Consider the following 12,319-nt stretch of genomic DNA (forward strand, 5'->3'; position numbering starts at 1 on the left):
CGCGGGCGAGCGGAGCCCGAGGAGCATCCAAGGGTGGGAGAACCACCGTTACGTCGGGCGTTCCTTTCGCATGTGGAAGTACTCCTTGCCTGGGGTCGTCTCGCCGAACAGTTCGGTGACCGTGACGTAGGTGAAACCCTTCGCGTCCAGCAGGTCAAGCAGTTTGGGCACTGCCTGGACGGTGGAGGCGTGGATGTCGTGCATGAGGATGACATCGCCGGGTTTGGCCTTGAGGCAGCGTTTGGCCACCAGGTCGGCGTTTCGATCCCGCCAGTCCATGGTGTCGAGACCCCACAGGATCTGGGCCATGCCGTACCGCCGGGTCATCGCCGCCACCCCGGGGCTGGTCGCCCCATACGGCGGGCGCATCGTCCGCATCCGCACCCCGGTATACCTGCCCACCGCGAGCTGCGTCCTGACCAGCTGCTCCTTGAGGCCGGCCTCCGACAACGAGGGCAGCGCCGGATGGTCCCAGGAGTGGTTCCCCAGCTCGTGACCCTCAGTGACCATGCGCTGCAGCAGCCCGGCGGTCTTCTCGGAGACCATCCGGCCGACGACGTAGAAGGTGGCCTTGGCGCCATGCTCGGCGAGCCGGTCCAGGACCACGCCGGTCTCGTCGCCAGGCCCGTCGTCGAAGGTGAGCGCGACACACTTGAGCTTTCGGCAGTCGATGCCGCGCGGCTGCGGCGCGACCGGAAAGCGCGGCGCCGGCCACCCCGGCTGAATCGAGGCCAGCTGCCGCGCCAGCGTCGCCGGATCATGGACCGGTGGCGGCAGGGCGGGCAGGGACGCCAGTTTCCCCGGAGCGACCGCATTGGTAACGGCACCACTACAGCCGGTAACCGCAATGAGCAACACAAGTCCCAGCCGCATTCTTCCCCCCGAGGCAGGCGGGGACTAGGGATAGTCCTCGGCCGCGTCCCCCCGTAAGACCTTGGCCAAGTCCTCCCACCAGGGCGGCACGTCGGCCTGCAACTCGGCATACCGTCGGGCCACTCTGATGGCGCATCCAACCGGATCCGTACCCAGGTGGCGGCGTTTCACCGCGCCTTCCTGCCATCGGAAGAAGCCGTCACGGTAGCTCACGACAAGGCCGATCCAAACCGAGAGCGTAGCGTCATCGCCGATCTCGTACGCATCGTCCACTCCGACGTTGGTCAGTTCGGCACGGAGTTTCTCCACGGCGGCGCGAGACTCACTCACCGGCCACCCCCAGCTGACGTAGCGACGCGCACAAGGAGGGATGTACCCAGCATCGGGCCACCCCTCGCATGCTCATGGGGTAATCATGGGACTCCACCGCGTGACTTCGCAGCCTTATCCGGCTTCTGAGTGGTTGTAGGGCCGGTCGATGAGCTTTTATGCCCTTTTGTAAGGTATTGGGGTTCGCTTCACAATTACGGGGGGTTAGCGTGACGGCTGTGGCGCTCGCGACGGCGTGTGCGGTGATCTTCGGCACCGCCGATTTCTTCGGCGGGCTCGCGACCCGCCGATCCCGGGTGCTGGCCGTCGTGGTGTGCTCCCAGCTGGGGGGCATGGTCCTGGTTCTGGCGCTGATGCCGTTCCTGCCGGGGATCGCCAGTTCGGGCGCGCTGCTGTGGGGCATGGCCTCCGGGGTGGCCGGCGGGCTGGGGATCGTGCTGTTCTACCGCGGCCTGGCGATGGGCAAGATGTCGGTGGTCGCGCCGATCACGGCCACCACGGCGATGGCCGTGCCCGTGCTGTTCGGGTTACTCGCGGGCGAGCGGCCGTCCGTGCTGGCTCTGAGCGGGGTGGCGCTCGGGCTGCTCGCGGTGATGCTGGTGAGCAGGGAGCCCGGCGGCTCCGGCGGGCTGACGCTGGGCCCGGTGCTGAACGCGCTCGCCTCCGGGGCCGGGTTCGGCGGGTTCTTCATCCTGTTGAAGCTGGCGCCCGCCGACGCCGGACTGTGGCCTCTGGTGGGGGCGCGGATCGCGTCGATCGCGCTGGCGGCGGCGCTGGCGGTGGCGACGCGGCGGAGCATGCGCCCGGCCGCCGGGTCGTGGCGGGTGACGATCGCGGCCGGGGTGCTGGACATGGCGGCCAACGTGCTGTTCCTGCTGGCCGCCCAGCGCGGCATGCTGATCTTGGTGACCGTGCTGGTGTCGTTGTACCCGGCGAGCACGTTGCTGCTGGCCCGATATGTGCTCGGAGAACGGCTGAGTTCCACGCAAATTGCGGGAGTTGGCTGCGCTTTGGGGGCAATCGCGTTGATTGCGGCTTCCTAGTGCATTGTCATGAGCCGTTGGAGCTTGTTACGTTCGTCCCCGTGCAGGTCGAGCGGGCTCCTCTCGTCTCCGAGCCGTTCGCGCACGTGGCTGTGGCGTATGGCTCTGGTGAGGAATACCTGAAAACGGTCCTGCCCGCCCTGCTGGACGGGCTGCGCCGAGGAGAACGCACCATCCTGCTCGGCCCGGAAGAGAACCTCGAGCTGGTACGGGCCGCGCTCGGCGCCGACGCCACCCGGGTCGAGCTGGGGCTGAGCCAGGACTGGTACGGCCATCCGGCCCGGACCATGGCCGCCTACCTCGACTTCGCCCGGCGGAACGGCCCGGCCAGGATGATCTGCGAACCGGTCTGGCGCTCGGCCAGGGACGCGGCCGAGTGGACCAGGATCGAGGCGATCGCGAACGTGGCGTTCGCCGGGATCCGGACGACGATGCTGTGCGTCTACCGGAACCCGGGCGAGGAGGTGTTCCGCAGCCATCCCTGGTATCTGGACGGCGAGGTGATCCGGGCGAGCGAGCCGTACCTCCCACCGGAGCGGATGGACTGGGAGCAACCGGCGTTCGAGTCGCCTCCGGCGGAGGCCGAAGGGCTGGACTTCGATCTGCCCGGGGTGCGGCGCATGCGGGCGTTCGTCCGGGACCAGGCGTACGCGGCGGGACTGGAGCGGGACGAGGTGACCTCGCTGGTGCTGGCCGCGGCCGAGATCGCCGCGAACGCGGTCGAGCACGGGGCCGGGCACGGGCGGGTGGCGGTGTGGCGGGCCGGGGACGAGCTGATCTGCGAGATCACCAACCCGGACGCCGGGATCGAAGTGCCTTTTCCGGGATACATCCCACCGGAGCATGAATCGCTGCGGGGTTACGGCCTGTGGATCAGCCGCCAGCTCTGCGACGTCATGGAGGTCAGAACGCTGGACGGCAAGTCCTGCGTCCGCCTTCACATGCGTATGACCCTTTAAGCCGCTTTCAGCCGAAATTTCGGCCTACGCGGCTACGCTTTCCGACTCCCGGACGACGCCCTCCTCCCGGGCGTACTCCTCCAGCATGCCGCGCAGCTGCCGCCGCCCGCGATGCAGCCGCGACATCACCGTCCCGATCGGCGTGCCCATCCGGTCGGCGATCTCCTTGTACGCGAAGCCTTCCACGTCGGCGAGATACACCGCGACCCGGAAGTCCTCCGGCAGCGACCGGAGCGCGTTCATCACGACGTTGTCCGGCAGGGACTCCAGCGCCTCGGTCTCCGCCGACTTCAGCCCGGTCGACATGTGCGACTCGGCGGCGGCCAGCTGCCAGTCCTCGATCTCCTCGGCGGCCGACAGCTTTGGCGAGCGCTGCTTCTTGCGGTAGTCGTTGATGAAGTTGTTGGTGAGGATCCGGTGCAGCCACGCCTTCAGGTTCGTGCCCTCCCGGAACTGGTGGTAGGACGTGAACGCCTTGGTCACCGTCTCCTGGACGAGGTCCTCCGCGTCGGCGGGGTTGCGGGTGAGACGCATGGCCGATGCGTACAACTGGCTGGTCACGGGCACCACGTCGCGCTCGAACCAGGCCTGACGCTGCTCATCGCTCATCGAGATCATGTCATCCCCCCTGGAACTCTCTCCCCCGCTGCCCCTCCGGAACGAACCCATGCGGTTATGGCGAACCGTCGTGGTCATCGTCATCGTGTCAGGTAACCCGTAAGCGGGGTGTTAGCCGGCCAGAGGGGTTCAGACGGGAGCACCGGGACGGCAATGGCTTGATCACCCGCCTGCCGGACAAGTCTCATTATCATAACACTCTCGCCTCGTTCCGGAAGAAAGTGTGGCGTATGGCACTCGTTACAGTGACTCCCATGAAACACCTGGACCGGCACGACCCGGCGACGCGCGCGTGGGCGGCCGAGGCCATCCGGGCCGTGGAAGCCGACGCCAACCGCAGCTGCGACACCCACCTGCACGTCTTCCCCCTTCCCGCGCACTGGGGAGTGGACCTCTACCTGAAAGACGAATCGGTGCACCCAACCGGTTCACTCAAACATCGCCTCGCCCGCTCTCTGTTCCTCTACGGCCTGGCCAACGGCTGGATCGGCCCGCAGACCACGATCATCGAAGCCTCCAGCGGCTCCACCGCGGTGAGCGAGGCGTATTTCGCCCGCCTGCTCGGCCTGCCGTTCATCGCGGTCATGCCGGCCACCACGTCGCCGGAGAAACGCGACATCATCGAGTTCTACGGCGGCAAGTGCCACCTGGTCGACGACCCCGGAAAGATCTACGAAGAGTCGGCCCGGCTGGCGGCCGAGACCGGCGGCCACTACATGGACCAGTTCACCTACGCCGAGCGGGCCACCGACTGGCGCGGCAACAACAACATCGCCGAGTCGATCTTCGATCAGCTGGCCCTGGAACGGCACCCGGAGCCCACCTGGATCGTGGTCGGCGCGGGCACCGGCGGCACCTCGGCCACCATCGGCCGCTACATCCGCTACCGCCGCCACCAGACCAAGCTCTGCGTCGCCGACCCCGACGGCTCGGCCTTCTTCCCGTCCTGGGTCTCCGGCCAGGACGGTACGGCCCGCGGCTCCCGCATCGAGGGCATCGGCCGCCCCCGGGTGGAGCCGTCCTTCCTGCCGACCGTGATCGACCGCATGACCCAGGTGCCGGACGCGATGTCGATCGCCGCCATGCGGTGGACCCGCGAGGTCACCCATCGTGACGTGGGCGGATCGACGGGGACCAATATGGCGGCCGCCGTACAGATCATCAGGGAGATGCGGGCGGCCGGGGAGCGGGGCAGCGTGGTCACGCTCATCTGCGACGGCGGCGAGCGCTACCGGGGGACCTACGGCAGCGACGACTGGCTGGCCGGCAGGCGGATCGACATCGCGCCGTACCTTGCCGAATTCAGGGCTTTTCTGGCGTCCTGAGGGCCTCACGCACGTCCTCGTCGGCGGGGTCCAGCTCGGCCGCCCGCAGCAGGTCGGCCTGGGCACGCTCGTGCCGGCCGACCGACCGCAGCGCGATCGCCCGGTTGAAGCGCAGCGCGGCGTCGTCGGCCAGCTCGATCGCCCGGGTGAGATCGGCGATCGCGCCCTCCGGGTCGCCCAGCTCGAAGGCCAGCTCGCCCCGGCTGGCCCAGCCCGCGGCTAGCCCGGGATCGTGGAAGACGGCCGCGTCGTAGGCCTTGCGGGCCTCCGCGTACCGCGCCGTGGCCGCCTCCGCCTGCCCGAGCGCGCACAGCAGGTACGCGTTGCGCGGGTTCAGCGCCAGACCCAGCCGCGCGCCGGCCCTGGCCCGGTCGTACTCGCCGATCGCCACCAGCAGCCCGGCCCGGTTGGCGTACGCGTCCACGAAGCCGGGGTCCAGCTCGATCGCGTAGTCCAGGTCGGCCAGCGCGCCCGCGTGGTCCCCGTCGGCGAAGCGGATCTCGGCCCGGTTGTAGTGGGCCTCGGGGAACGGCGGCCCGACCCGCATCGCGGTCTCGTAGTCGGCGACCGCGTCCGCGGACCGGCCCAGCCGGTAGAGCAGGTTGCCGCGGTCGATGTAGTAGTCGGGGTAGCCGGGGTCGGCCTCGATCACCGCATCCAGGTCGGCCAGGGCGGCGGCCGGGTCGCCGAGCAGCACGGTCAGCTGGGCCCGGTTCGCGCGCAGGACCAGGCGGTGGATCGCGTGCTCGCCTGGTTCGAGGTCCCGGTCGGCCAGCTCGATCGCCTCCTGGACCAGGCGCAGGGCCGAGCGGTGGCGGCCCAGCCGGGTCTCGATCAGGGCCTTGCCGTTCAGGTCGAAACCCAGGTGGAAGGCGCGGGTCCGCTGGTCGGGGAGCAGCCGGGTGATCGTGACGGCCTCGTTGATCCAGGCTCTGGCCTCCTCGATGTCCCGTTTCTCGGGGTCGTGGTGGCGGGTGAGGAGCATCGCGGTGGCGTACGCGGCCGTGGCGCGGTTGACCGGGTCGGTGCTCTCCCTGCGGGCCAGGTCGAAGAGGGCGCGGGCGTCGTCCTCGCGGTCGGTGGCCGCCAGGGCGCCCGCCGTACGGTGGAGCAGGGCCCACCAGTCCTCGGTGTCCACGTGGGCGCGTTCGAGTGCCCGGGTTCCGGCCTCGGCGGCGGCGTGGTGGAAGCCTTCGGCGACGTATCGCCGTACCAGGTCGGGGGTGGGGGCCGGCCAGGTGTGCGCGGACGGCCCGCCGACGCCGGGCACGCTCTCCACGTGCAGGGGCAGGGCAGCGGCCAGCGGCGGTTCGGCCACCGGCGTGCACACCACGACGGTCAGCACGGCGGGGTCGAGCCGCCGGAGCAGCACGCCGAGCAGCTCGCTGTCGGTGTGGTCGGCCTCGTGCACGTTCTCCACGACCAGCGCGACCGGACCGGCTCCGGCCAGGTGGTCGCGGATGAACTCGGCGATTCCGTTGGCCAGCCGGAGTGTGCGGCGCGGGGCGGGCACCAGGATGCGCTCCGCTTCCGGGACCTGCGTGGCCAGGGTGAGCCGCCGGGCCGGGACCAGCTCGCGCAGGTGCGGCGCGGCCGCCCGGATCTCGATGTCGTGCCGCGCCACCAGTTCCGGCCGCGCCTCCGGCACCAGGACGGCGAGCAGTGCCGCCGCCACCGTGTAAGGGCCGCCGGAACGATGCGCGTCAATGGGCGCGAGCAAAAGGCGCGGCAGGTCTTTTTCCCCGTTCCAGCGGCTTCCTCGCACCCAAAGATGGCGCATCGTCCGACTCCCCTCACCGGTGAGGACCGGAACCCCGCGGCTCCGGCCCCACTGATCGATCAAGGAAGGTGCTTGGCGCTGGCGCTGCCGGACAGCTTGACTGGACCTGGCTTGTGCACGATGAGCTTCTTCATCAAACGGCCTTCCAGATGGTTTCGGGACTCGCCAATGTCAACACAACCGCCAAGGAATTAACAATACTTTGGCCGGTAATAGACATTTCCCGATAAATGCACTTAATTAGCTATTCAGTCACCCAGAAGCTTCGGTCACGCCTCTCCCAGAAGTGCGTCCACGAAGACTTCGGGGTCGAACGGGGCCAGATCGTCGGGGCCCTCGCCGAGGCCGGCCAGCTTGACCGGAACGCCCAGCTCCCGCTGGACCGAGATGACGATGCCGCCCTTCGCGGTGCCGTCCAGCTTGGTGAGCGCGATGCCGGTGATGTTCACCACCTCGGCGAACACCTGGGCCTGGCGCATGCCGTTCTGGCCCGTGGTCGCGTCCAGCACCAGCAGCACCTCGTCGACCTGGGCCTTCTTCTCGATGACCCGCTTGACCTTGCCGAGCTCGTCCATCAGGCCGGTCTTGGTGTGCAGGCGGCCGGCGGTGTCCACGATCACCACGTCCACCTTGTCGGCCATGCCGCGGGCCACCGCGTCGAACGCCACCGAGGCCGGGTCGCCGCCTTCCGGGCCGCGCACCACGGCCGCGCCCACCCGGTCGCCCCAGGTCTGCAACTGGTCGGCGGCGGCGGCCCGGAACGTGTCGGCCGCGCCCAGCACCACCGTTTTGCCGTCGCCGATCAGGGCGCGGGCCAGCTTGCCGGTCGTGGTGGTCTTGCCGGTGCCGTTCACGCCGACCACGAGCAGCACGGCCGGGCGCTCGCCCGGCGCGGAGGTGTGCAGCGTGCGGTCCAGGCCCGGGTTGATCTGGGCGAGCAGTTGCTCCCTGAGCAGCCCGCGCACCTCCGCCGGACTGCGCGTGCCGAGCACCTTCACCTTGGTCCTGAGCTCGTCCACCATGGCCCGGGTGGGCGCCACCCCCACATCGGCGGTGATCAGGGTCTCCTCGATCTCGTCCCAGACGTCGTCGTCCAGGCGGTCCCGGGAGAGCAGGTCGAGCAGGCCCTTGCCGAGCGTGCTCTGCGAGCGGGCCAGCCGGGCACGCAACCGGACCATCCGGCCCGCCGACGGCGGCGGGACCTCGATCTCCGGCGGCTTGACCAGCTCCTCCACCGGCGGCGCCAGCGTCGCCGTCGCGGTGCCGCCCGATTCCTCCTCCGCCCCGCCTCCCACCAGCGGCGTGTCAACGGGAGGAAGAGCCTTGCCCTTCGGCCGGAACATGAAGAAAAGACCACCGGACACCAGCAAGGCGGCCAGGATCACGACAATGGTGATGACCAGGTAACCATCCACAACGGTCAGTTTTCCAGATAACACCGGGGGACGGGGTCAGGCATGCTCGCGCATCCTCTGACAGGCCATCGCCGAGCGTTATCTGGCACCCAAGGTCAGGCGTGCTCGCGTAGCCGCTGACTGACCACCTGGGTTACGCCATCACCGCGCATCGATACGCCGTAGAGCGCGTCGGCGATCTCCATCGTGCGCTTCTGGTGGGTGATCACGATGAGCTGGGAACTCTGCCGGAGCTCCTCGAAGAGGGTCAGCAGGCGCTGGGTGTTGGTGTCGTCCAGGGCGGCCTCGACCTCGTCCATCACGTAGAACGGGGACGGGCGGGCCTTGAAAATGGAGATCAGGAACGCGACGGCGGTCAGGGAGCGCTCGCCGCCGGAGAGCAGGGAGAGGCGCTTCACCTTCTTGCCGGGTGGGCGGGCCTCGACCTCGACGCCGGTGGTGAGCATGTCGCTGGGGTCGGTCAGCAGCAGCCTGCCCTCGCCGCCGGGGAAGACCCGCTCGAAGATCTGCGAGAACTCGCGCTGCACGTCGTCGTAGGCGGCGGTGAACACCTGCTCGACCCGGTCGTCCACCTCCTTGACCACCAGCAGCAGGTCGCGCCTGGTCTTCTTGAGGTCTTCCAGCTGCGAGGTCAGGAACGTGTGGCGCTCCTCCAGCGCCGCGAACTCCTCCAGCGCGAGCGGGTTGACCTTGCCCAGCTGGGTCATCTGCTTGTCGGCGGCCCGAGCGCGTTTCTCCTGCTCGGCACGGACATACGGAACCGGGGGTTCGCCCGGAACCGGCACCGCCGGCCCGTATTCGGCGATGAGGGCGTCGGTCTCGACGCCGTACTCGTCCATGGCGCGCTCCTGCAGCTGCTCCAGCCGCAGGCGCTGCTCGGTCCTGGCCATCTCGCTGCCGTGCACCCGGTTGACCAGTTTGTCCAGCTCGACCCCGAGCTCCCTGACCCGGACCCGGACCATCTTCAGCTCGGCGTCCACGGCCTCCCGTACCGTCTCCGCCTCGTCCCGCTCGGCGGCGGCCCGCGCCAGCGAGGTCTCCAGCGCGCCCAGCGCCGTCTGGGCGCCCTTGACCACCGCCGCGGCCACCTTGGCCTGGATCCGCCTGCGCTCCCGCTGCGCCGCCGCCCTGGCCCGGTCCTCGCGTTCCCGGCGGGCCGCGCGCAGCAGGCCGTCGGCCCGGCCCGCGATCCCCCGCACCCGCTCCTCGGCCGTCCGCACGGTCAGCCTGGCCTCCATCTCGGCCTGCCGGGTGACCCCGCAGGCCGCGGCCAGCTCGTCGCGCAGCTCGGTGGTCGGCTCGGCCTCCAGCTCGTCCGCGTACTCCTCCTCGGCCAGCCGCTCCTCCAGCTCGGCGATCCCGGCCCGCGCCACCTCCCGGGCCTCCTCAGCCCCCTGCACGGCCGACGCCAGCCGCTCGCCCTCGTCCCGCGCGGCCTTCACCGCGGCCTCCAGCCGCGCCAGCTGCTTGGCCGCGTCCGCCAGCCGCTGATCCGCGTCCCGCTGCCGCCCCCGCACCCGATCGAGTACGGCCTGCGCCGCGTCCAGCCCGCTCCGCGCCGAGTTGACCCCGTTCTGGGCGACGGTGACCCCGGTCTGCGCCTCGTTCACCCGGCCCTGCGCGGCTTCCACGGCCTCCCGGGCTTCGGCTTCGGCCTCGGCGGCCTCCTCCAGGGCGGACGCGTGTTCGCCTGCGGTGGCCTCGGCCGCGCTGAGGTCGGCTACGGCCTGCTCCAGGGCGGCTCTGACCTGCCAGGTCGAGTTGTCGGCTGAGCCGGTGCCGGTGAGCGCGCCGAACATCGCGTCCGGGCCCATCACGGCGGCCAGGTCGGGGCGGTTGGCCAGCAGCTGCTCGGCGGTGGGGACGTCCTTGGCCAGCAGGACCGAACGCCGGGGCCCGGCCAGCTCGCCGGTCACCCATTCCAGCTCGCCGTCGCCGGAGAGGCTGAGTTCCAGGGCGTCCCTGCGGGCGGTCAGGGCGCTGATGGCGCGTTGCGCGTCCTGGTCGGCGGCTCGGGCCGTACTGACCTGGGAGGTGGCCGCAGCCAAGGCGGCGCGGGGGGCCGCGACGGCGGCCTTGGCCTCCTCTACCAGGCCTTTCGCCTGCTCCACGATGTCGCGGGCGGCGTCGACCTGGGCTCTGGCCAGTTCCACGCCCTCCTGGGCGGAGTCCAGCTCGGCGGTCAGTTCCGGGTCGGTCGCGGGTTCGCTCAGTTCCTGGGCGTCGTGGTCGGCCTGGGCTTGTTCGGCCCGCTTGCGGGCGTCGTCGAGGGACTTGGCGAGGCGGCCGATCTCCTCTTCGGCGGCACGCGCCCGGCTTCTGGCCGAATCCACCTGGCCGCGCAACCGCGCCAGCGCCTCCCGGCGGTCGGCGGCGGCCCTGGCCATGGCGGCCAGCCTGCGCTCCTCGGTAGCCAGCGCCTCCTCGGCCTCGCCCCGCGTCTCCACCGCGACCGCGAGCCGCTCCTGGGCCTCTGCCAGGGCTTCCTGGAGCTCCCGCTCCTGCTCCCTGACCTCGGCCGCTTCCCGCTCGAACTCCTCCGGGTCCCGGCCCCGGCGTTCGATGGACGCGGCGTCGGCCGCGTGCCGCTCCCGCTCGGCCGCCAGGCTCTCCACTCCGCGCAAGCGCTCGCGCAGGGCGGAAAGCCGGTAAAACGTCTCCTGGGCGCCTGTCAGCCTCGGCTGCGCCTCGTTGGCGGCCGTCTCCAGCGCGGCCTCGCGCTCCTGGCTCTCGGCGTGTTCCCGTTCCACCTGCGCCCGCCTGGCCTGTACGGCGGCCTCGTCCTGGGCCTCTCGCTGGAGGGTGTCGCGTAAAGTCACGACATCGTCGGCGAGTAGCCGGAGCCGGGCGTCGCGCAGGTCGGCCTGGATCACGGCGGCCTTACGGGCGATCTCGGCCTGGCGTCCCAACGGCTTCAACTGGCGGCGCAGTTCGGTGGCCAGGTCCTGGACCCGGGTCAGGTTGGCCTGCATGGCGTCGAGTTTGCGGAGCGCTTTTTCCTTACGCTTGCGGTGCTTCAGCACGCCCGCAGCCTCTTCGATGAACGCCCGGCGCTCCTCGGGGCCCGCGTGCAGGACCTGGTCCAGCTGGCCCTGGCCGACGATCACGTGCATCTCGCGGCCGATGCCGGAGTCCGAGAGCAGCTCCTGGATGTCCAGCAGCCGGCAGGTGTCCCCGTTGATCGCGTATTCGCTCTGCCCCGACCGGAACATCAGCCGGCTGATCGTCACCTCGGTGTAGTCGATCGGCAGCGCACCGTCGGTATTGTCAATCGTCAGCGTGACCTCGGCCCGCCCCAGCGGCGGACGCGACGAGGTCCCCGCGAAGATCACGTCCTCCATCTTCCCGCCACGCAACGACTTCGCGCTGTGCTCCCCCATCACCCAGGCCAGCGCGTCCACCACGTTGGACTTGCCGGAGCCGTTGGGGCCGACCACACAGGTGATGCCGGGTTCGAACCGTAGGGCGGTGGCGGAGGCGAACGACTTGAACCCACGCAGGGTGAGGGTCTTCAGGTACACTTCACGACCCCCTCCTGCTCCCCGCTCTGGGGGGAAGACTACCGGTCTTCCGCCCTATCAGCCGCGCCTTCCGCCCGGCTGTGCTTATGGCCGATCCTCCGGGTCGCTAGCTTGGCCGCTCCCTAGCCTGCGTCTTCCCTCGTCACTCCGGCCTGCGTTCCTCAGTCCAGACACAGGCGCGGGCCAAGCCACTGCCCCCATGCGACTGGGACAAACGGGAATCGACAGCCTCAGTACGGTGCTTGTCCCACCCGCCCAGCCCTTTTGTTCTCTCTCGGGCTCCGCCCGGCCCCGTCGTCGCCGTGGTCTCCACGCGAGGACGGCAGCGTGACGGTTCTCCACCCACTTTCCGATGTCGGGGCTCAGACCTACTCGGCAAGTCGTAGAGGAAACACGTCGGGGGCGGGCGGAGCCCGAGAGAGAACCACCGGACTGAGGCTGTCGTGGCGTGTGGG

At 70.0% G+C, this 12,319-nt stretch carries 9 protein-coding genes; 3 read left to right on the plus strand and 6 right to left on the minus strand.

What is annotated here, in order from left to right; all coding sequences use genetic code 11:
- Nucleotides 1–48: 48 nt before the first annotated feature.
- The gene (locus tag Amac_RS22080) at nucleotides 49–858 is read right to left on the minus strand and encodes a polysaccharide deacetylase family protein (protein WP_373869828.1); all 810 of its coding nucleotides are present in this window, start codon (nucleotides 856–858) and stop codon (nucleotides 49–51) included.
- A 39-nt stretch (nucleotides 859–897) separates the two neighbouring features.
- Nucleotides 898–1,203, minus strand: coding sequence for a hypothetical protein (locus tag Amac_RS22085; protein ID WP_155356289.1), 306 nt, complete (start codon nucleotides 1,201–1,203; stop codon nucleotides 898–900).
- Between the two features lie 218 nt (nucleotides 1,204–1,421).
- On the opposite strand from Amac_RS22085, the gene Amac_RS22090 reads away from it, so the two are divergent.
- Together Amac_RS22090 and Amac_RS22095 are read left to right on the plus strand one after the other, a co-directional pair.
- The gene (locus tag Amac_RS22090) at nucleotides 1,422–2,246 is read left to right on the plus strand and encodes a DMT family transporter (RefSeq protein WP_246268576.1); all 825 of its coding nucleotides are present in this window, start codon (nucleotides 1,422–1,424) and stop codon (nucleotides 2,244–2,246) included.
- A gap of 17 nt (nucleotides 2,247–2,263) precedes the next feature.
- Entirely contained in the window at nucleotides 2,264–3,205 is a 942-nt protein-coding gene (locus tag Amac_RS22095; RefSeq protein WP_170322591.1) for an anti-sigma factor RsbA family regulatory protein, read from the plus strand.
- Between the two features lie 24 nt (nucleotides 3,206–3,229).
- Here the strand turns inward: Amac_RS22095 and Amac_RS22100 are convergent, their stop codons facing one another.
- The gene (locus tag Amac_RS22100; RefSeq protein WP_155346215.1) at nucleotides 3,230–3,823 is read right to left on the minus strand and encodes a sigma-70 family RNA polymerase sigma factor; all 594 of its coding nucleotides are present in this window, start codon (nucleotides 3,821–3,823) and stop codon (nucleotides 3,230–3,232) included.
- A 254-nt stretch (nucleotides 3,824–4,077) separates the two neighbouring features.
- Between Amac_RS22100 and Amac_RS22105 the strand changes: the two genes are divergently transcribed.
- Complete coding sequence (locus Amac_RS22105) at nucleotides 4,078–5,148, plus strand: PLP-dependent cysteine synthase family protein (protein ID WP_155356292.1); 1,071 nt, start codon at nucleotides 4,078–4,080, stop codon at nucleotides 5,146–5,148.
- Here the strand turns inward: Amac_RS22105 and Amac_RS22110 are convergent.
- The 3 genes from Amac_RS22110 to Amac_RS22120 all read right to left on the minus strand — a co-directional run bounded on the left by Amac_RS22110 (nucleotide 5,126) and on the right by Amac_RS22120 (nucleotide 11,864).
- Nucleotides 5,126–6,928, minus strand: coding sequence for a tetratricopeptide repeat protein (locus tag Amac_RS22110; protein ID WP_155356293.1), 1,803 nt, complete (start codon nucleotides 6,926–6,928; stop codon nucleotides 5,126–5,128). The two genes, Amac_RS22105 and Amac_RS22110, sit on opposite strands and share 23 nt — an antisense overlap.
- Nucleotides 6,929–7,197: 269 nt before the next feature.
- Nucleotides 7,198–8,343 carry a signal recognition particle-docking protein FtsY gene (gene ftsY / locus Amac_RS22115; RefSeq protein WP_155356294.1) on the minus strand — a complete coding sequence of 382 codons (1,146 nt, stop codon included), beginning with the start codon at nucleotides 8,341–8,343 and terminating at the stop codon, nucleotides 7,198–7,200.
- A gap of 95 nt (nucleotides 8,344–8,438) precedes the next feature.
- Nucleotides 8,439–11,864 (minus strand): chromosome segregation SMC family protein, encoded by a 3,426-nt coding sequence (locus Amac_RS22120; protein WP_155356295.1) that lies wholly within the window; start codon nucleotides 11,862–11,864, stop codon nucleotides 8,439–8,441.
- Between the last annotated feature and the right edge of the window lie 455 nt (nucleotides 11,865–12,319).

Source organism: Acrocarpospora macrocephala, assembly GCF_009687865.1.
Lineage (GTDB): Bacteria > Actinomycetota > Actinomycetes > Streptosporangiales > Streptosporangiaceae > Acrocarpospora > Acrocarpospora macrocephala.

Bases quoted from the DNA above. Each gene is read 5' to 3' on its own strand.
- Amac_RS22110 (WP_155356293.1), bottom strand. From the start codon at position 6,928: ATGCGCCATCTTTGGGTGCGAGGAAGCCGCTGGAACGGGGAAAAAGAC.
- Amac_RS22100 (WP_155346215.1), bottom strand. From the start codon at position 3,823: ATGATCTCGATGAGCGATGAGCAGCGTCAGGCCTGGTTCGAGCGCGAC.
- Amac_RS22105 (WP_155356292.1), top strand. From the start codon at position 4,078: ATGAAACACCTGGACCGGCACGACCCGGCGACGCGCGCGTGGGCGGCC.